This window comes from Bradyrhizobium sp. USDA 327 (assembly GCF_041262065.1).
Taxonomy (GTDB): Bacteria; Pseudomonadota; Alphaproteobacteria; order Rhizobiales; family Xanthobacteraceae; genus Bradyrhizobium; species Bradyrhizobium liaoningense.
Genome location: NZ_JBGCCW010000001.1, coordinates 4,059,275 through 4,078,187 on the forward strand (window position 1 = coordinate 4,059,275; position 18,913 = coordinate 4,078,187).

Here is an 18,913-nt window from a genome sequence, read left to right on the forward strand (position 1 = left end):
GGGAATGCTCCGCGAAACCGCCCTCGCGTGGCATATTCGCCGCTGATTCGTCGGCCATCGGCCGACTTCCGGCTCGACTTGCGCAATTCATGACGGTGTTTTCGGCAGCTCCCCTCAGGTCCCCCCGCACGCATACCCGCGCGCATGTCGTCCCGATCGTGCTCGCCGGCACTGCCGCGGCATGCGCGGTTGCGCTCGTCGCCTATTTGTTGTGGCCGACCTGGGGCAGCAGGGGCGCGAACGCCCCGGACAAGCTGCCAGTGAGCATCGGCGGCACGCTGTTCAACCTGCCGGTGACCGCGATCCGCATGAAGATCCAGCGGCACTCGGGGCCGCAGGAGCGCATCGATCTCGACTTCCTCTATCCCTCCCTGGAGCCGCCCGGCGCGCCGAAGCACGTCACCGCCGACACGGTGGAAGCGGCGGTGCAATCGATCGACCGCATCTTCCTGTCGATCGCGGCCCATCACGATGCGCTCTCGCCCGAGCAGCGGACGGCCACGATCTATCCGCGCTATCTCGATCAGGCCGCGACCATGCCCGTGGACGGGCTGACGATGCGGATGTTCCGCACCGACACGCCTTACGGCAGCGAGGATCTCTATTCCGCTGCGAGCCCCGCGCTCACCGCGCGCTGCACCCGCGATGCGGCGACACCCGGCATGTGCCTCTCAGAGCGCCGCGTCGGCGGCGCCGACCTCACCTTCCGCTTTCCGCGCAGTTGGCTGTCGCAGTGGCGTGACGTGGCGGAGGCGATGGACAGGCTGACGGCGCAATTGCGCGGACCGCACAGCTGAGCTCGGCCGCTCGCCCGCAGCAAGATCGAAGCCTCCCTGAACAAAAACATCGAAAACAACCCCATGCACAGTAGCCAAGTTGTTGCGCTTATTCGTATTTTTCGAAGTCAATCCTGACCCGTCGTGCATGGGGTGACGGTCGCGGAGGCGACCGCTCGGCTCCGCGTTCTCGACAAGACATGGCTCTTGCGGCGAGGTCCGCCCTCCCGTGACGGAGGGAGGCCTCAGTCCCGAACCTTCTGCGCCCGGTACAGGCTCGGCGTCGTCCCGACCGCCTTGCGGAAGGCGCGGTTGAAATTGGCCTGCGACGAAAATCCCGTGGCGTAAGCAATGTCGACCAGCGGACGATCGCTGGTCGACAAGAGGCTCCTGGCGAGGTCGAGGCGCTGACGGCTGACATATTCATGCGGCGCCGCGCCGGTCGCCGCCTTGAAGCTGCGGGAGAAATGCGCCGGGCTCATGCACGCCACCGACGCCAGATCCTTCACCGTGAAATCGCGATCGACGGACGCCGCGATGAACTCCGTGACGCGCGACAGCCGCTTGGCATCGAGCGGCTTCTGGACGGCATGGGATTGCTTCAGACGGACAGAGGTGGCCGCATAGCTGTGCACCAGATGAGCCGACAGGGCCCGCCCCAGGCTCTCGACCAGGAGGCGGCCGGTCGAGGTCTCATGTTCCAGCTCGCCGAGGATCCGGTCCGCGACGTGCTCGATGAAGATGTCGTGGTCGATGCTCTCGTAGCGGATCGACATTCCGGACGGATCGATGTCGAGATCCCGAAGCATTGTGTCGTCGAACGGGTGTCCGGGAAGAAAGATATGCAGGCACTCCTGCATCTGGTTCTCGACGCGGATGAAGTCCTCGCGGATGCCGGCCGGACATAGCCACACGGTGCCCCTTCTGCCGAAAGTGCGCTGCCGCATGCCTGCACCTTCCCGATCGACGACCGAGTTGCCGCGCAGCAGGATCGCGATCTCGGTGTCGCGCGGCAATTGCGGCGGCAGATCGCCCGGATCATGGCTCCACCGCTCCGCGAGCAGGTGCGACCATCGCCGCTCATTGGAGGTCTGAAGCATTCTGCCGGTAACATATTTATCGACAGAATTGCCGAGCATACCCATCGTGTCTCTCCGTCAGATAACGCGATGTGCGGGTAAAGGTAGTGCCGGGTCCAGCAATTAACATGCCAGAGACCGGCCCGGGCGTCCACCGGCCGAGAGCAGGCTGGGACAACAACACCGCACGTTTTGAAAAGCCAGGCCGGGCCCGGCGACCGCATCCTTCGGATTGCCTCAAATCAGGAAGCGGAGAGATCCATGGCAAGGACCACGGTCATCGGCGCATGCCCCCACGATTGCCCGGACACCTGCTCGATTCTGACCACGGTCGAGGACGGCAAGGCCGTCGCTGTCCGCGGCAATCCCGATCATCCGTTCACGCGTGGACGGCTTTGCGTCAAGGTCAACAACTACGAGGAGCGCGTCTACAGTGACAAGCGCGTCCTGTATCCGCTCAAACGCGTCGGACCGAAGGGCACCAGGCAGTTCCAGCGGATCTCCTGGGAGGAAGCCCTGGAGACCATCGCGGCGCGCTGGACATCCGTCATTGCCGAGGACGGCGCGCAGGCCATCCTGCCCTACAGCTATCTGGGCACGCAGGGCATCATCAATGGGCTGAACGTCGGCGATCCCCTCTTCAACAAGCTCGGCGCGACGGTTCTGGAGCGCACCTTCTGCGATTCCGGCTCTTGCACCGCGTACATGATGACGATCGGGCACACGCCGGGCGTCGATCCCGAGAGCTTCGTGCACTCGAAGTACATCATCCTGTGGGCCTGCAACACGCTGAGCACGAACTCGCATCACTGGCCGTTCATCGAGCAGGCGAAAAAGGCCGGCGCCAAGCTCGTGGTGATCGATCCGGTCCGCACCCGCACCGCGCGCCTCGCCGACTGGCATATTCCGATCCGTCCCGGCACCGATGCCGCGCTGGCGCTCGCGATGATCCACGTCATCATCAAGGAGAATCTGGTCGATCGCGACTATATCGACAAATACACCGTGGGCTACGACGAGCTGGCCAAACGGGCGTCCAGCTACACACCCGAATTCGCCTCGCAGGAAACCGGCATTCCCGTCGACGACATCGTCAAGCTGGCGCGGGAATATGCAACGACACCTCCGGCCGTCGTGCGCATTGGCGTCGCGGTCGAACGGCATGCCGGCGGCGGTCAGACCGTGCGCGCGATCGCCTGTCTTCCGGGACTGATCGGCGCCTGGAAGCACGTCGGCGGCGGGCTGCTCCAGCTCCCGATCTGGGCGTTCCCGGTCAGATGGGACGTGCTGATGCGTCCCGATCTCCAGCCGGAGAAGATGCGCGTGCTCAATTCCTGGCGCCTCGGAGCGGCGCTGACGGGCGAGCTCGGCTTCGATCCGCCGATCAAGGCGCTGTTCGTCTACAACGCCAATCCGATGGCGATGGTGACCGAACAGGGCAAGCTCGAAAAGGGACTGGAACGCGAGGATCTCTTCACCGTCGTCAGCGAGCACTTCCTGACCGACACCGCCAAATACGCCGACATCGTTCTGCCCGCGACCACGCAGCTCGAGCAGAAGGACATCATGTTCTCCTGGGGGCATCTCTATCTGTCGTACAACAACCAGGCGATCGCGCCGCTCGGCGAAGCCGTGTCCAACACCGAGCTGTTCCGCCGGCTCGCGCGCGCGATGGGCATCACCGACCCCTCCTTCTTCCGGAGCGACGACGAGATCATCGAGGCCTCCCTCGACTGGAGCAGCCCGGTGCTCGCAGGCATCACGCTCGATGACGTCAAGGCCAAGGGCTATGCGCGCCTCAACATGCCCGCGCCGGCCGACTGGGCGCCGCACCGCGAGGGCAATTTTCCGACCGCATCGGGGAAGTGCGAATTCAGCTCGACCATCGCCGCCGGCGGCAACTTCGTGGTGCCGCTGTTCCGCCAGGGCTACAACGGCGATCAGGACGCCGCGCCGGTCGATCCTCTGCCCCACTACATCCCGCCGAACGAGAACCCGCGCACCGCGCCCATGCTCGCAACGCGCTATCCGCTCAGCCTGATCTCGCCGAAGAGCCACGCCTTCCTGAATTCGAACTACGGCAACCTGCCGGCGCAGACCGCGCAGGCGGGCGAGGAACAGGCGGTGCTCCTCAATCCGGACGATGCGGCACAGCGCGGCATCGTCGCGGGCGCGCCCATTCGCGTGTTCAACGACCGTGGCGCGTTCGAGGCCTTCGCGACCGTTTCGGCCGACGTCATGCCGGGTGTGGTGGTGGCCCCGTCCGGCTACTGGCAGCGGTCCAATCGCCGGGGCGCCACGGTTCACGTGCTGACGCCTCCCGCCTTCGCCGACCTCGGCCGTGCCCCAACATTCTCGGACATCCTCGTTCAGGTCAGCGGGGCCTGACGATGACATATGTGGTCACCGACAATTGCCGCGGCTGCCGATACACCGAATGCGTGACCGTCTGTCCCGTGGAGTGTTTCCACGTCGACGACGCCATGACCTACATCGATCCGGAAAACTGCATCGATTGCGGTGGCTGCGCGCCGGCTTGCCCGGTCGGCGCGATCGAGCCCGACTATCGCCTCGCCGCGGACAAGAAGTACTGGATCGACGTCAACCGCAAGCGCGCGGCCGAGACTCCCGTCATCAGTGCGCGCCTGCCGGCCCTGCCAGGGGCCGATGAACGCAGGCAGGCGCTGGGCCGATGACGGGGGCCTCTGCAAAGGAACACCGCATCGCCGTCGTCGGCAGCGGACCGAGCGGCTTCTACACCACCGAGGCCCTGTTGCGCTCGGGCGTACCCGTGACGGTCGACATGTTCGAACGGCTCCCCGTGCCGTACGGGCTGGTGCGGTTCGGCGTGGCCCCCGACCACCCGAAGCTCAAGCAGGTCACAACGGCCTTCGACCGGATCGCCGCCATGCCCGGGTTTCGCTTCATCGGCGGCGTCACGATCGGAAACGACCTCACGATCGACGAGCTGCGCGAGGCCTATGACGCCGTTGTGCTGGCAACGGGCGCGGAATTGAGCCGGGCGCTCGACATCCCGGGCGAAGCACTTCCGGGCAGCCACACGGCGGGCGATTTCGTCGCGTGGTACAACGGACATCCGCAGTTTGCGGATCTGCGGTTCGATCTTCATCATGAGACCGCGATCGTCATCGGCCATGGCAACGTCGCTCTCGACGTGGCGCGCATCCTCGGCAAGACCGCGGACGAGCTGCGCCGGACCGACATCGCTCGCCACGCGCTCGACGTGCTGGCTGAGAGCCGGATCCGCGAAATCCACGTCGTCGGCCGCGGCGGACCGGCGCAGGCCAGATTCACCGCAAAGGAATTGCGTGACTTTCTCGAACTTAGCACATGCGACACATGCGTCGACATGAGCAACGTCAGCTCCGATGAATTCGAGCCGCGATCTCCCGACGATCCGGAGCTGACCGAAAAATTGTCGTTGCTGCGCGCGTTCTCGCAGGCCGCCGTGACGAAGCCGCGGCGCTGCGTTTTTCGATTTCGTCTGTCACCCGTCGCGCTCCGAGGACGAGGCCGCCTGGAGGCCATCGCGTTCAAGCAGGAATCGGGCGCTATCGAGGACATCGCATGCGGCCTCTCGCTCAGCAGCGTCGGCCGGAAGACCACGCCGGTGGCTGGGGTTCCCTATGACGCGCATCGCGGCGTGCATGCGAACGTCGACGGACGTGTCGCGGTCGATGGTTCGGTGATCGAGGGCCTCTATGTCTGCGGATGGAGCAAGCGCGGGCCGAACGGCACGATCGGCACCAATCGCGGCTGCGGGATTGCCACCGCAGAGGCCGTCCTGGCGGATATCACCCATCGACGGCCGCGCTCGGATACGCCTGACGCACTGCTTGCGCGCCTGACCGGCCGCGTCGCACGCATCGTGAGCTATTTGGATTGGCGCACGATCGACGCGGCCGAGAGGCGCAGGGGAGCCGTGATCGGCAAGCCCCGGGAGAAGTTTGTCAGCATTCCCGACATGCTCGGAGCGATGGATGCGTGACTCCGAGGCACTGCAGGGCGCCTGCTCTACTCCTGATCGACGAGATCGTCCTCGAGGATCGCCATCTGGAACTGGAACGAGCGATCGTCGTCCTCGTCGTCGACGAAGAGCACGCCGATGAACTCCTCGCCGATATAGACTTCGGCGGAATCGTCCTTCTTCGGCCGCGGCACGACGCGGATCTTGGGATTGCCGAATACGCGCTTCAGATACGCGTCGAGCTTCCTTACTTCCTTGACGTCCACGGCAAGTCTCCAATCGAAATCTAACGTGGCGGGGTTTTAGGACGAGACGCGACGAACCGCCAGCATGAATTGCCAAAGAATTTGGGGACGACAAGGGCCGGAGAATCCGGCCCTTCGCAACATCAAAGTCCGTCTCAAAGCCCCATGGCGTTGATCATCTGATCCATGGTGCGCGACGGCTCGGCGCAGCCGGCTTCGCCGACGATCTTGGCGGGCACGCCTGCGACCGTGACGTTGTGCGGCACCGGCTTGACCACGACCGAGCCGGCAGCGATGCGGGCGCAATGACCGATCTCGATGTTGCCCAGGATCTTCGCGCCGGCGCCGATCAGCACGCCATGGCGGATCTTCGGATGACGGTCCTCGTTCTCCTTGCCGGTGCCGCCGAGGGTGACGCCATGCAGGATCGAGACGTCGTCCTCGATCACCGCGGTCTCGCCGCAGACGAAACCGGTGGCGTGGTCGAGGAAGATGCCGCGGCCGATGCGTGCGGCGGGATTGATGTCGGTCTGGAACACCGCGGAAGCGCGGCTCTGCAGATAATACGCAAAGTCCTTGCGGCCCTTCAGATAGAGCCAGTGCGCGAGGCGATGGGTCTGGATGGCGTGGAAGCCCTTGAAGTAGAGCAAGGGATCGATGAAGCGCGACGTCGCGGGATCGCGATCGTAGACGGCGACGAGATCGGCGCGGAAGGCGTTGCCGAGATCGGGATCGTCGCGCAGCGCCTCGTCAAAGGTCTGGCGCACCAGATCGCCCGACAGCGCGGAGTGATCGAGCCGGTCGGCGACGCGATGGACCACGGAGTCTTCGAGGCGGCTGTGGTGCAGCACCGTCGAATAGATGAAGGTCGCAAGCTCGGGCTCGCGGTGGACAATGTCCTCCGCCTCGCCCCGGATCCGGTCCCAGATCGGATCGAGCGATGCGAGCTTTCCTCCCGGATTGACCTGATGCACTGCCATGCGATTTGCTCTCTCGAATTGGCCTCTTTTACCGGCTGTATAGCACAGTCTAGGCGACAAAGTCCTGACGGGCTTGCCTGAGAGTGAACAGCCCCTTGCCCCGCGGGGGTACGCCAAGGCTTTGAAACACAAGCATTTCTTCTGACGCCCCCAAGCGGCAAGGCCGGCTCAAAGTGGTCAGAGTTCTGCCAAATTCAAGCGGGGCGGCATCAAACTATTGGTGAATTCGCTCCGAGCCGCTATTGCAGGCGAGGTCCGAACGAGGGGCACGGAACCGATTTGACCATCACCACCGATCAATTGCGCGCACGCGCCGCGGGCTCGTTGTGGCTGCGGCTCGCGGCGGCGGCCCTGCCCCTCCTGCTGATCGCGCCGGCGTTCTGGAACGGCTATCCGCTGTTGCAATGGGATACCGGCGGCTATCTGGCGCGCTGGTACGAGGGCTATCTCGTCCCCAGCCGCTCCACGGTGTTCGGCCTCTATCTGCACTATGGCGAGAGTTTTGGCTTCTGGATCAACCTCGCCGTCCAGTCGCTCGCGACGCTGTGGCTGCTGCAGCTCTGCCTGCGTGTGCTCGGATTGATGCAGACCTTCCGCTTCGTCGCGATCAGCCTCTGCCTGATCCTGTCGACCGCCCTGCCCTGGCTTGCAAGCCTGCTGCTCACCGACATCTTTGCAGGACTGTCGGTATTATCGCTGTTCCTCCTGGTGGTCGGCGCAAGCCGCACCTCGGCGCTCGAGAAGATTGCGCTGTTCGCCTTCACCGCCTTTGCTGCCGCAACCCACAGCGCCACGCTCGGCGTGCTGCTCGGACTTTGCGTCGCGGGCTGGATGGCACGGCCGCTGCTGGGCAACCGGCTTCCGCTCGCCGGATTGACGCAGGCGAGCCTCACCATCGTTGCGGGCAGCCTGATGCTGGTGTCGGCAAACTACGCGCTGTCCGGCAAGCTGGCCTGGACGCCCGGCGGCTACGGCGTCGCCTTCGGCCGCATGATGCAGGACGGCATCGTTGCGCGCTATCTCAACGACCATTGCCCCCGCGAACGTTACAAGCTCTGCCCCTATCGCAACGAGCTGCCGGCGAGCGCCGACGAATTCCTGTGGGGCAAGAGCATGTTCAACACGCTCGGCCGCTTCGATGGGCTCAACGAGGAGATGAGCTACATCGTCGTGCATTCGCTTGCGGACTATCCGGCCTGGCAAGCCGGCGCGGCGTTGCGCGCGATGGGACAGCAATTGCTGCATGTGGCGACCGGCGAAGGCACCAATGGCTGGATCCCGCACACCTACGGCATCATCGAGCGCTACATCCCCGCGCAAGTCGCGCCGATGCGGGCGGCGCGGCAGCAGCACTGGGACATCGATTTCGCTTACGTCAACTGGCTGCACGTCCCCGTCGCGCTGGCCTCGATGCTGGGGCTGGTCGCGCTGCTCGGCCACGCTCTCGCAAGCCGCCGGCTGGACGACCTGACGCTGCTGGCCGCGACGGTGACGCTGGCCTTGCTCGGCAACGCCTTCATCTGCGGCGTGATCTCCGGCCCGCACGACCGCTACGGCGCGCGGATGGTGTGGGTCGCCACCTTCGTGGTGCTGATCGCCGCGACGCGCCGCTTTGGCGACGAGGCCAAAGCGCGACGAGATTGGGATGAAGCATCATCGTGCTTGGTTTCGTCCGAGCAGCGAGCGCATTCATCGAAAAGAAGCACCCAGAACTGACTTGGCGTTCAACAGCCTCTCCGCATCGGCAAAGCACCAGAGTCCGATAACAGCCCTTGGCGGACACCAAGCGCTCTCGAGCGGCCGGCTTGCACGTCTGCTCGTGACCCGAAGCGGACAAGAGGGTGGGAGCAATGTCCCGGTTGGAACATTAGTGACCCATTGATCTGCATCACGGCGCTCGCCGATTTCTGTGATGTTATTTTTCTGCCTTCGCAATGGCAGCGAAGGAGGCCGCACGGTTATAGCGGCGGCCCGCAAACAGTCGTGCCGCATTCTTATTGAGGCAGGTGTCCGCTGATGCCGCAGCTCCCCACGTCAACCGAGCATCTTCACGCCTACGACGTATGGGAATGCCCCGACGCGGTGGTTCCATTGGATCAACGCGCTCACCGCGCTCGGTCTGATGATCGTTGGAGTCATCCTGCTGAACGACGACGCGCTGGGGCTCGCCGCCAACGGCAAGATCCTGCTCAAAGAAATCCATGTCGTGCTCGGCTACGTCATAGGGCTGAATTTGATCTGGCGCTTCGTTTGGGCATTCTTCGGCAACCGCTATGCCAGATGGAGCGCAATCCTGCCTTATGGTTCCAGCTTTTGGGGCAAGCTGCGCGCTTACGGCAGTGCCTTTCTTAGCGGAGAGCCGCAAGAATATGTCGGGCATAATCCCGCGGCACGCCTCGCAATCGCAGTTCTCCTGCTGCTGCTCGTGCTGCAAGCCGCGACCGGTGTGATCCTGGCGGGCACCGATCTATTCTGGCCGCCATTCGGAAGATGGTTCGCCAGTTGGGTCGCCGCAGCCGGGATTGATCCGGCAATGGTCTCGCCCCTCGCCGCGGAGACGTTGGATCAAACCGCCTACAAGGCCATGCGTGCCTTTCGAGGCCCCGTCGTGACGATCCATCTTTATGCGTTCTATGCGCTCGCGGGCGTCATCCTGCTGCATCTGATAGCGGTGATCGTGACCGAAATTCACGAGGGTGGAAGCATCACGTCGGCGATGTTTACTGGCCGAAAGATTCTCAACCGCCCACCGCAAGACGTTTAAGCTCGAAGGAAGTCCGGCGCTTTGGGTATTTGAATTATGCCCGTTCGCGCCGCCCGTCTGTCCGGCAGGAAGGCCCAACGCCAGTAGATGAGGACTCGCCATGATCAAATACGCCGTCGCATTGCTATCCGTCAGTTGCCTCTTTGCATCCTCCGCTCTGGCACAGGACGATCTGCTGGCGAAGGCGAAGCAGCAGTTCGAGCCGATCCCGACTGCTCCGCCAGATCTGCCGGGTAACGTGGCGACCCCCGGTAAGGTCGAACTCGGCAAGATGCTGTACTTCGACCCCCGGCTCTCCGCGAGTCATGCCATCAGTTGCAGCTCATGTCATAGCATCGGGCTCGGCGGTGCTGACGCCGAACCCACCTCAATCGGCCATCGCTGGCAGCGTGGCGGGCGCAATGCTCCCACGGTCTTGAATGCGGTATTCAACAAAGTGCAGTTTTGGGACGGCCGGGCCAAAGACCTCGAACAGCAGGCCGGCGGGCCAATGGCCAACCCGGTCGAGATGGCGTCGCCAACGACGCATGTGGCCGAGCAGCTGAAAGGCATTCCGGGCTATGGCGACCTATTCGCCAAGGCTTTCCCGGGCGAGTCGGACCCCATCACGCTTGCCAATGCGCAAAAGGCCATCGCCGTATTCGAGGCGACGCTGATCACGCCAAACGGGCCGTTCGACCGCTTCCTGAGGGGCGAGCAGGACGCGCTTTCGCCGACGCAGAAAGCGGGCCTAGCGGTCTTCATGGATAAGGGATGCTCGGCCTGCCACAACGGCATCAACGTCGGCGGCGGCATGTACGCCCCGTTCGGCGTGGTTGAGAAGCCGGGTGCCGAGTTCCTGCCACCCGCCGATAAGGGCCGTTTCCTGGTCAGCAAAATTCCGAGTGATGAGTACGTCTTCAAGGTTCCAACGCTCCGGAACGTCGCTCTGACGGCGCCTTATTTCCACACCGGGAAAGCCTGGGATCTACGCCAGGCGGTCGCGGTGATGGGAACCAGTCAGTTAGGCACTCAGCTGACGGACGATGAAATTAACAAGATCACCACCTTCCTCGACAGCTTGACCGGTGAACAACCGAAGGTGACGTACCCCATCCTTCCGCCAAGCGTGGTGAGCACGCCCCGACCGCAGCCGTGATCGGGGTTATCGGTTCTTCCCCGCTCTATTCCTCAGGGCGATTTCACGAAGCCCGGCTCCCGTGAATTACGGTGCCAGTGCACTAATCTCCGCACGGCGCCTATCCGGAGCGCTGGCCAGGGCCAACTTTGTGCACGGTCACCGCAATGGAGCATGCCAGCAAGCGCTCGAAGACAAATCCCGGATCACTGAAGCTAAAGCTCCGCTAAGGCGAATGCGCAGGCCCTCGCCTCAACGCGTTCACATCGCCTTGGCGAGCGCGAACAGCCGGAAATCCTCGAGCGCCGCGTGCCGATGCGGGGCGGCTTCGCGCCGGTAAATCTCGGTGTCGACGATCGAGCGGAAGGTGGCGAAATCGCCGTATTCATTGATCGCCGCTTCGTCCCAGCGTTCGCCTGGCGAGCCGACGAGGCTCGTCAGGACCGGGCCGGAAAACATCCGCACGAGCGGCTTACCGGCCGCAAGACTCCGGAATGCCGGCCTGTAGCGTTCATGAAGGGCTTCGCGGCCCGAGCAGGGCGCGGCGTCGAATCCGTCCTCGTAACGCGCATGCGTCCGGTAGCGCAGCAGATTGAGCATATAAACCGGCTGGCCGGGTGGAATCGCCCGCTCGGCGGCGTCAAGGGCTTGCAGGGTGATTTCGATGAGGTTCATGGGACTTCCCGCGGTTTCCAGCGCCGCAGAATGCGCGCTGACGCTCCCTGTTTAGCCATTCGGGAATGGCTCTTGTAGTGACCGCATAGCCATGAATATGTTGACTGCATGTCCACAACGACTTTGCCTCCCGACCTCTCGCGTCTCCTCGCCTTCGTCCGCGTCGTCGAGGCGGGCTCCTTCGCCGAAGCCGCGCGGCGGGCGGGGACGACCACCTCGGCGATGTCCAAGGCGGTCGCCCGCTTCGAAAAGGCTCACGGCTTGCGGCTTTTGCATCGCTCCACCCATTCGTTGGCGCTGACCGAAGAGGGCGACAGGCTGATGACGGCGGGACGCGCGTTGGTCGAAAGTCTCGCCCGTGTCCAATCTGCGCTCGGCGAAGTCGCTCGCGACGATGGCGGACGGGTGCGCGTGACCGCCCCCGCCTCGTTCGCGCGCGCCTGCATCCTGCCGCGACTGCCCGCGTTCCTGCGGGAGCGACCGGAAATCGAGATCGAGGTCAAATTCCGCAACGAGATTCTCGATCTCGCGGCGGAAGGCGTCGACGTCGCGATCCGCTCGGGGCCCCTCGACCGCGCGCCCGGCCATCAGGCGCGGCGGCTTTGCACGTTCTCCTGGATCGCTTGCGCCTCGCCTGCCTATCTGGACGCGCGCGGCGCGCCGGCGACTCCATACGAGCTTTCCGCGCACGACCACGTCGGCTTCCGCAATCCCGCGAGCGGTCAGATCCTGACCTGGCGCTTCGCCGACCCGCGCGGCAAAGGACCCATTCGCGTCACGCCCAAGCCCAAGCACATTTGCGACGACGCGCACGCTTCGCTCGCTTTGATCGCGAATGGGTTTGGGATCGGCTGGGGGCCAGCGTGGCTCGTCAACGAAGACCTTCGCACCGGCCGGCTGGTCGAAGTGCTTGCGCCCTGGCGCGCGCCTGGGGAACCCCTATGGATGCTGCGCACCTCGGGCCGCCGCCCGCCGCTGCGCACACAGCGCGTCATGTCATTCCTCAGCACGCTTCCCGCCGCGTTCAGCGACAAGGCGGTGTGAAGCATCGGCCGTCACCGAAATTTAGGCGCCAAGCAACTGAGCTCCAGGCCCTAGGGATTAGTAGGCGAAGACCCCTCTTGGCCCTTTGCCGACTCAGCCGCGGCGGGAGAGGAAATCGAGCACGCCGGTCTTGTAGACCTTGTCGCCGACCGCACGCATGTGGTCGCGATTGGGAATATCGAGCACTTCAGAACGGGGGATGATCGCGCCGAGCGCGCTGGCCGAGCCGGCGACGTCGTCGGCGCTGCCGACCGCGATCAGCACGGGCACGTCGATGCGCGCAGCCTCGTCCTTCGTCATGAGATCGCGCGTGCCGCGCAGGCAGGCGGCGAGCGCACGGCGGTCGGAGCGCGTCTGATCGGCAAACGCGCGGAACGTGCGGCCGACGGGATCGGTGACGTCCTCGAGCGCCGGCGCTTCCAGCGCCCTGGCGACGTTCTCGCCGGGGCCGCTGCCCTCGATCAGGCCGCCGATGCCGATGCCGCCGAGGATCGCCGAGCGCAGGCGCTGCGGCTCGTTGAGGGAGAGCCACGCCGCCATCCGTCCGCCCATCGAATAGCCCATGATGTCGGCCTGCGGGATGGCGAGATGATCCATCAGCGCGACCACGTCGCCGGCCATGGTCGGGATCGAATACTGTTCGGGCTCGTACAGCTTCGCGCTTTCGCCGTGGCCGCGATTGTCGAGCGCGATCACGCGGCGGCCGTTCTTGCGCAGCTCCGAAACCCAGGTCGGATAGACCCAGTTCACGTTCTTGCTGGAGGCAAAGCCGTGCACCAGCATGATCGGATCGCCCTCGCCTTCGTCGAGATAGGCAATTTCAACGGCGCCGTTGTGAAAGCTCGGCATCATCAGTTCCGTGGGGTCTTGTGGGGATAGGTCGATCTTAGAGCATGATCCGGAAAAGTGTGCAGCGGTTTTCCGGCAACATCATGCTCAAACAATAGCCTGAAGCGCGTCGCACTTCAGGCCGTGGTGCCCGCGCTGGCCAGAGCGGCCTCGGCTGCGATCTGCGCCCGGCGAAGCCGCCGCGCCCGCCTGCGATCGCACCAGGCCTGGGTGAGACGCTCGGTCGTCGCCTTGATGGAGGACAAAAGGCCGAACAGCGTCAGTGTCGCGCCGAACAGCGCGAGCGCCAGATCGAAAGCGCCGCCGATGAGCAGCAGCGCGCCCCGGCCCAGGAGCTTCATGATCGCACGCGTCTTGCCGCCCTGCGCTTCCGCAAGCCGCGCCGCGCGCGCGACGTCCTTGGGACCCTCGGCCATGCGCAAGGTGTCCATCGCCCCGCGCGTGCCGGTCTTTTCGGCGACGCGCGTGACGTCCTTGCCGAGCCGGACCAGCGCACCGGCCTTCTCGGCCCGGAACGCGGCCTTGATCGCGCTCACGGTCTGGCCCGGCCGCAGCACCGAGCCTGATACCACCGCGTTCCGGAGCATCGGCGTGTCGACGACCTCGCGCGCCGACCGGCCGGCCCACGCGGCAAGCCCCTCGCCGAGCCGTCCGACCTTGCGCGCATCCTTCACCAGCGTCAGTCCGGCGCGCACCGGCGCGGCACCGCCGACGGACACGTAGGTTGCCGCCGTCACCGCAAGGCCGGCAGCCGCAAGCCCGAGCACGAGGCGGTCGGTGTCCTCGCCCATGGCAAGGTGCTTGCCCTCGCGCACCACGTCCCTGACGTCGCCGATCACGAACAGATCGCCGGCCACCGTTCCCGACAGGCTCGCGACGTCGTCCGCGTTGCCGGTGACGAGACCGGTGGCGAACCGCTTTGCGAAATGCAAGGTGGAGTTCTCCGCTTTGACGGCGTCGCCGACACGGTTCAGGAGGTCGTCGGGGAGCGCGATGTTGCGATCGCGCGCCAGCGCAACGAAACTATCGGCGAGATCGGTATCATCAGCGGCGAGCGCGGCCTCGATATTGTCCTGAACCAGCCGGTCGTTCTGCCGCAGCAGCGCATCGAGCTTCAGCTCCGACAGCGCGGAAGGATCATCCTGGGCAGCCAGGATGGCGCCGGCCTCACGGGCATGCGGCGCGACCTGCACGAGCATGAAGCCGCACGCCGCGATACCGGTCAACGCTGTGCTGATTCGCAACCACTTCATGCGGAAAAGCCTGGATGGTCCCTTCGGATCGCCTGCGCCTGACGATTCGTCCTTCGTCGCAACTTGCAGTCGTCCATAGAGATAGTTTGCCAAAATTGCGACACAACGTCCCCGACGAAAGAAGGGCTTCTCTCAGGCCTCAAGATTGTGTCGAATTTGCATGAGCAAATGAGCATGGGGCAATTGCGAACCTTTCGGTTCCACTGGACTAGCAATCATCTGCACCCGTAAGTATGGTCCGCGGCGCCTCAAAGATGCCGCGTCAGTTCTTGATTGTGTCTGCCGCCATTGCCACTCCAGGATGAGTTACGATGTCCGACCATGTCGTCCCGCACTTCCATAACGATGCCGGTGTCCCCGTCATCGAGATCGGCTCGCAAGAGTTCATGTGTGTGGGCGCCAACCCTCCGTTCGACCATCCGCACGTCTTCCTCGACCTCGGCAACGACAACGAGATCATCTGTCCCTATTGCTCGACGCTGTACCGCTTCGCGGCCGACCTGAAGGCGGGCGAAGCCCGCCCGCCGGAATGCGTCCTGAAGGACAAGGTGGCCTGACCGCTTCCGTCGGTCAGGGGTGGCGCTCTCCCGAACGATTGTCATCGCCGGTGCCGGTATCGGTGGCCTGACGGCCGCGCTTGCGCTCGCGGCCCGCGGCTTCCGCATCGTCGTGCTGGAAAAGGCCGAGCGCCTCGAGGAAGTCGGCGCCGGCCTGCAGCTCTCCCCCAATGCTAGCCGCGTGCTGGTCGAGCTCGGCCTGACCGAACGCCTCAAGGCGCGCGCGGTAACCCCGGAAGCGGTCTCGATCATGAGCGCGCGCGCCGGCGGCGAGCTCTTGCGCATGCCGCTCGGCGAAGCAGCTTCGGCGCGTGCCGGCGCTCCGTATTGGGTGGTGCACCGCGCCGACCTGCAATCGGCGCTGGCGGGCGCTGTCGCCGATCATCCCGACATCGACCTGAAGCTGGGTGCAACCTTCGAGGACGTCGCGCCCCACGCCAAGGGCCTCACCGTCGTCCATCGCAGCGGCACGATCCGCCGCAGCGATCTCGCGAGCGCCCTGATCGGCGCCGACGGCATCTGGTCGACGGTCCGCCAGCATCTGTTTCCCGAGGTGCAGCCGCGCTTCTCCGGGCTGATCGCCTGGCGCGGCACGCTCGAGGCCGCGCAACTGCCGAAGGACTATGCCGCGCGCCGGGTGCAGCTCTGGATGGGGCCGAACGCGCATCTGGTCGCCTATCCGATTGCCGGCGGACGCCAGATCAACGTGGTCGCGGTGCTGCCCGGCACCTGGAACCGGCCCGGCTGGAGCACGCCCGGCGATCCTCTCGAGGTGATGGACGCCTTTGCCGCCCCGCGCTGGCCGCCGCCGGGCGCGGATGATGCTCGCCGCGGTCGACAGCTGGCGGAAATGGGCGCTGTTCGGCGTGCCCGACGGCTGCCCCTGGAGCAAGGGTCCGGTGGCCCTGCTCGGCGACGCCGTGCATGCGATGCTGCCCTTTGCAGCCCAAGGCGCCGGAATGGCGATCGAGGATGCCGCCGTGCTCGCCCGCCATTTGAGCCCTGACGCCGAGAGCACCAAGGATATCGCCGTCGCGTTGACGCAATACGGCCGTGCCCGCCAGGCGCGGGTCCTTCGGGTGCAGCGGACCGCACGGCAGCAGGGCAGGATCTATCATCTCGGCGGGCCGCTCGCGATCGCACGGGATCTTGCGATCCGCGCGCTCGGCCCGGAGCGCATGCTGGCGCGGCAGGACTGGATCTACAGCTGGCGTCCTTGATGCGAAGCGCCGTCCGCGGGGCGCCTCAGTAGGTCACCTTGTTCCGGATTTCGAAGCGGGCTTGCCGGAGGGCGACAGCGGCAGCGGCTCAGGCGGTGCCGGCTCAGGGGTCTCCCGGCACTTGTTGCGGCTCCAGGCCTCCTCGACCAACTGCGACTGCCCGCGCACCGCAATATAGTCGTTGCGATAGGCAAGCTCGGACACGACCGCGCCCCCCGTCCCCGTCTCGGCCTTCTGCATCAACTTCTGCAAATCATTGGTGCGCTTGGCGAGCAGCTTGCGCTCAGCCTGCAGCTGCTTGCAGTCGTACAATTCGTATTTGGCGGGATCGGCAAAGGCCGGTGCGATCGTCTCGCTCATGCCGGCGCAGCCGGAGAGCGCGGCGCCGGCGACAAGCAGCATCAGGAGCGCGCCAAAGCCGCGCAGCGAAGAGGAAAACGAAGCAGCCATGCCGGATGAATAGTCCCCGTGGATTGAGAATGCCTAAAGCAACAACAGATGTCCGGATTGAGGCTTTGCCTTGTGCGTCCGGCTCGCTTAAGGAAGAACCGTCCCTCCGGGTACGCAACGCGCCAATTCCAGATGGCCGGAGATGGACTTAAGTGTTTGATCTCGTTGGATCAAGCGGGCATGGCGGAATTGGTAGACGCAAGGGACTTAAAATCCCTCGGTGCGCAAGCGCTGTGCCGGTTCGACCCCGGCTGCCCGCACCAACGGAGCTGACGGCACAGGCCGTGCGCGACCGCGCCATGGATCCATGACGGAAGCGACGGAAGGCATCCAGCGTCACCGGCCGATAGGAGCAGGAGAACTTGCTGCCCTCCAGGTTCTTGACGAAACAGGGATCGAGTCCGCCGACATACGCATCGACCGCCGCGACCACAAGTCAGCCACGCTGCACCTGCCGCGATGCGCGCGCCAGCCAGGCGTCGAGTACCTCGCGTGTATCCGCGGTCGCCGCCATGCGTGCAAACTGCTCGCGCTCGATCGCGAGTCCTTCCGAAATCGACACGTTGAGGCCGCGTGTGGCCGCCGTGATGACCCGGGCGACGGCCAAGTGCGAGTGGCGCGTGATGCGATCTGCCAGCGCGAAGGCTGCGTCGAGCAGTTCCTCGTGCGGCGCGATGCGGTTGACCAATCCCATCTCGTAGGCTCGCCGCGGTGAGAAGGGATCGCCGGTCAGGAGGTACTCCAGCGCCCGCTTTCGGCCTGCCAGCCGCGGCAGGCGTTGCGTGCCGCCGAAGGTCGGCGTGATGCCGATCGCGATCTCGGGCTTGGCAAAAGTCGCCCGTTCGCTCGCGACGGCGAGATGCACGGCTTCCGTGATCTCGCAGCCGCCGCCGAAGGCGATGCCGTTGACGGCGGCGATGATCGGCTTGGGAAACGCCTCCATCCGCGCCGTCATCGCCTGCCCGCGGCGCACGAACTCCTTCACTGCGATGTCGGGCCCGCACCTCACGCTCTCCGAGAACTCGGCAATGTCGGCGCCCGCCGAGAAGGCGCGGTCGCCCGCCCCGGTCAGCACAACGGCGCTGACGTTTGCATCGTCCTCGATGCGGTCGAGAATGGCCATCAGGCGGTCGATGAGGGCGTAGCTCAGCGCGTTGAGCTTGTTCGGGCGGTTGAACGTCAGCAGCGCGATGGCGCCCCGCGTTTCAGAAAGTATCAAGTCGGACAAGGCGCAGCTCCTTCCAGGTCGAACGGGCAAGGAAGTCAGCCACATCAGCCTTGTTGTGTATACTCACTAGGCAGTATACATCCGACACGATGTCGGAAAAGGGTGTCACCACGCGCCAGCAGATCGTCGTTGCGGGGACGCGACTGTTCTATGGCGAAGGCATCAGGGCGGTAAGCATGGATGCGGTCGCCGAGAAGGCCGGCGTCACCAAGAAGACCCTCTACTATCACTTCACCAGCAAGGACGAGCTCGTCGCCGAAACCATCGCGGCCAGGGATCAGCCGACACTGGAGCTCTACATGCGCTGGTTCGCCGAGACCGACGGCACCGTGGCCGACAAGGTCCGCGGTCTCTTCACGAAGCTCGGGCGCTCCGTGGATACGCCGCGCTGGCGTGGCTGCGGATTCCTGCGCACCATCGCCGAGCTTGCCAACACCCCCGCCCATCCGGCGGTGAAAGCCGGTGCGGCACACAAGAAGCGCTTTGAAGCGTGGCTCGAAACGGAGTTGCGCGGCCACGGCGTTCCCGATGCAGCAGCACTCGCGCGCCGGCTCGTGATCCTGCTCGACGGCGCCACGACCGTGATGCTGATCCATCGCGATCTCGCCTATGTCGACACTGCCGGACAATTGGCGCTCGACCTGATCGAGCGGGCCCGCAGCACCCGCTGACCTCATTTGCCGTCGGC

The 18,913-nt window shown here is 64.9% G+C and carries 18 protein-coding genes, 1 tRNA gene and 1 pseudogene; 12 read left to right on the forward strand and 8 right to left on the reverse strand.

All coding sequences use genetic code 11. The features are described from left to right. Window positions 1-89: 89 nt before the first annotated feature. Window positions 90-797: a hypothetical protein gene (locus ABIA42_RS18985; protein WP_370122399.1), complete on the forward strand. Its 708-nt coding sequence runs from the start codon at window positions 90-92 to the stop codon at window positions 795-797. A gap of 224 nt (window positions 798-1,021) precedes the next feature. On the opposite strand, the gene ABIA42_RS18990 is transcribed toward ABIA42_RS18985, so the two are convergent. Further along, window positions 1,022-1,921, reverse strand: coding sequence for a helix-turn-helix domain-containing protein (locus ABIA42_RS18990; protein WP_370122396.1), 900 nt, complete (start codon window positions 1,919-1,921; stop codon window positions 1,022-1,024). A gap of 195 nt (window positions 1,922-2,116) precedes the next feature. Here ABIA42_RS18990 and ABIA42_RS18995 point away from each other — a divergent pair, with 195 nt between their 5' ends. From ABIA42_RS18995 to ABIA42_RS19005, 3 genes are read left to right on the forward strand one after another with little or no spacing between them, the layout of a single operon-like run. Beyond that, the gene (locus tag ABIA42_RS18995; protein ID WP_370122393.1) at window positions 2,117-4,243 is read left to right on the forward strand and encodes a molybdopterin-dependent oxidoreductase; all 2,127 of its coding nucleotides are present in this window, start codon (window positions 2,117-2,119) and stop codon (window positions 4,241-4,243) included. A gap of 2 nt (window positions 4,244-4,245) precedes the next feature. Further along, window positions 4,246-4,551, forward strand: coding sequence for a 4Fe-4S dicluster domain-containing protein (locus tag ABIA42_RS19000; protein ID WP_319330481.1), 306 nt, complete (start codon window positions 4,246-4,248; stop codon window positions 4,549-4,551). Further along, a complete protein-coding gene (locus tag ABIA42_RS19005) occupies window positions 4,548-5,864 on the forward strand; it encodes an FAD-dependent oxidoreductase (RefSeq protein WP_370122389.1) in 1,317 nt (438 codons plus the stop codon). Before ABIA42_RS19000 ends, ABIA42_RS19005 begins: the two co-directional genes overlap by 4 nt. Before the next feature lie 26 nt (window positions 5,865-5,890). On the opposite strand, the gene ABIA42_RS19010 is transcribed toward ABIA42_RS19005, so the two are convergent. Further along, window positions 5,891-6,109, reverse strand: coding sequence for a DUF3126 family protein (locus tag ABIA42_RS19010; protein WP_007602550.1), 219 nt, complete (start codon window positions 6,107-6,109; stop codon window positions 5,891-5,893). Between the two features lie 134 nt (window positions 6,110-6,243). After that, window positions 6,244-7,068, reverse strand: coding sequence for a serine O-acetyltransferase (cysE, locus tag ABIA42_RS19015; protein ID WP_028180886.1), 825 nt, complete (start codon window positions 7,066-7,068; stop codon window positions 6,244-6,246). Window positions 7,069-7,347: 279 nt separating this feature from the next. Between cysE and ABIA42_RS19020 the strand changes: the two genes are divergently transcribed. From ABIA42_RS19020 to ABIA42_RS19030, 3 genes are all read left to right on the forward strand, one after another. Continuing rightward, window positions 7,348-8,784 (forward strand): hypothetical protein, encoded by a 1,437-nt coding sequence (locus ABIA42_RS19020; protein ID WP_370122386.1) that lies wholly within the window; start codon window positions 7,348-7,350, stop codon window positions 8,782-8,784. A 328-nt stretch (window positions 8,785-9,112) separates the two neighbouring features. Further along, window positions 9,113-9,832, forward strand: a complete 720-nt coding sequence (locus tag ABIA42_RS19025) for a cytochrome b/b6 domain-containing protein (protein ID WP_370157196.1) — start codon at window positions 9,113-9,115, stop codon at window positions 9,830-9,832. A gap of 100 nt (window positions 9,833-9,932) precedes the next feature. Then, window positions 9,933-10,970 (forward strand): cytochrome-c peroxidase, encoded by a 1,038-nt coding sequence (locus tag ABIA42_RS19030; protein WP_370122380.1) that lies wholly within the window; start codon window positions 9,933-9,935, stop codon window positions 10,968-10,970. 240 nt (window positions 10,971-11,210) lie between these two features. Here ABIA42_RS19030 and ABIA42_RS19035 read toward each other — a convergent pair whose 3' ends face one another. Then, window positions 11,211-11,624 carry a hypothetical protein gene (locus tag ABIA42_RS19035; protein WP_370122377.1) on the reverse strand — a complete coding sequence of 138 codons (414 nt, stop codon included), beginning with the start codon at window positions 11,622-11,624 and terminating at the stop codon, window positions 11,211-11,213. Window positions 11,625-11,732: 108 nt separating this feature from the next. Here ABIA42_RS19035 and ABIA42_RS19040 point away from each other — a divergent pair, with 108 nt between their 5' ends. Continuing rightward, window positions 11,733-12,668: a LysR family transcriptional regulator gene (locus ABIA42_RS19040; protein WP_271532728.1), complete on the forward strand. Its 936-nt coding sequence runs from the start codon at window positions 11,733-11,735 to the stop codon at window positions 12,666-12,668. A gap of 93 nt (window positions 12,669-12,761) precedes the next feature. Here ABIA42_RS19040 and ABIA42_RS19045 read toward each other — a convergent pair whose 3' ends face one another. After that, window positions 12,762-13,517: an alpha/beta fold hydrolase gene (locus tag ABIA42_RS19045; protein ID WP_370122374.1), complete on the reverse strand. Its 756-nt coding sequence runs from the start codon at window positions 13,515-13,517 to the stop codon at window positions 12,762-12,764. 116 nt (window positions 13,518-13,633) lie between these two features. Further along, window positions 13,634-14,770 (reverse strand): hypothetical protein, encoded by a 1,137-nt coding sequence (locus ABIA42_RS19050; protein WP_370122371.1) that lies wholly within the window; start codon window positions 14,768-14,770, stop codon window positions 13,634-13,636. Window positions 14,771-15,081: 311 nt separating this feature from the next. Between ABIA42_RS19050 and ABIA42_RS19055 the strand changes: the two genes are divergently transcribed. Both ABIA42_RS19055 and ABIA42_RS19060 read left to right on the forward strand, forming a co-directional pair. After that, entirely contained in the window at window positions 15,082-15,327 is a 246-nt protein-coding gene (locus tag ABIA42_RS19055; RefSeq protein ID WP_007602543.1) for a zinc-finger domain-containing protein, read from the forward strand. Window positions 15,328-15,346: 19 nt separating this feature from the next. Beyond that, window positions 15,347-16,547 (forward strand): annotated as a pseudogene (locus tag ABIA42_RS19060) (FAD-dependent monooxygenase). 33 nt (window positions 16,548-16,580) lie between these two features. Here the strand turns inward: ABIA42_RS19060 and ABIA42_RS19065 are convergent. Next, on the reverse strand, window positions 16,581-16,997 hold the full coding sequence (locus ABIA42_RS19065) for a twin-arginine translocation pathway signal (protein ID WP_271532736.1): 417 nt from the start codon (window positions 16,995-16,997) through the stop codon (window positions 16,581-16,583). Between the two features lie 174 nt (window positions 16,998-17,171). On the opposite strand from ABIA42_RS19065, the gene ABIA42_RS19070 reads away from it, so the two are divergent. Then, window positions 17,172-17,260: transfer RNA gene (locus ABIA42_RS19070), tRNA-Leu, on the forward strand. A gap of 173 nt (window positions 17,261-17,433) precedes the next feature. Here the strand turns inward: ABIA42_RS19070 and ABIA42_RS19075 are convergent. Beyond that, window positions 17,434-18,225, reverse strand: coding sequence for a crotonase/enoyl-CoA hydratase family protein (locus ABIA42_RS19075; RefSeq protein ID WP_370122361.1), 792 nt, complete (start codon window positions 18,223-18,225; stop codon window positions 17,434-17,436). Between the two features lie 89 nt (window positions 18,226-18,314). Here ABIA42_RS19075 and ABIA42_RS19080 point away from each other — a divergent pair, with 89 nt between their 5' ends. Beyond that, window positions 18,315-18,896, forward strand: a complete 582-nt coding sequence (locus ABIA42_RS19080) for a TetR/AcrR family transcriptional regulator (protein WP_370122359.1) — start codon at window positions 18,315-18,317, stop codon at window positions 18,894-18,896. Window positions 18,897-18,913 lie beyond the last annotated feature (17 nt).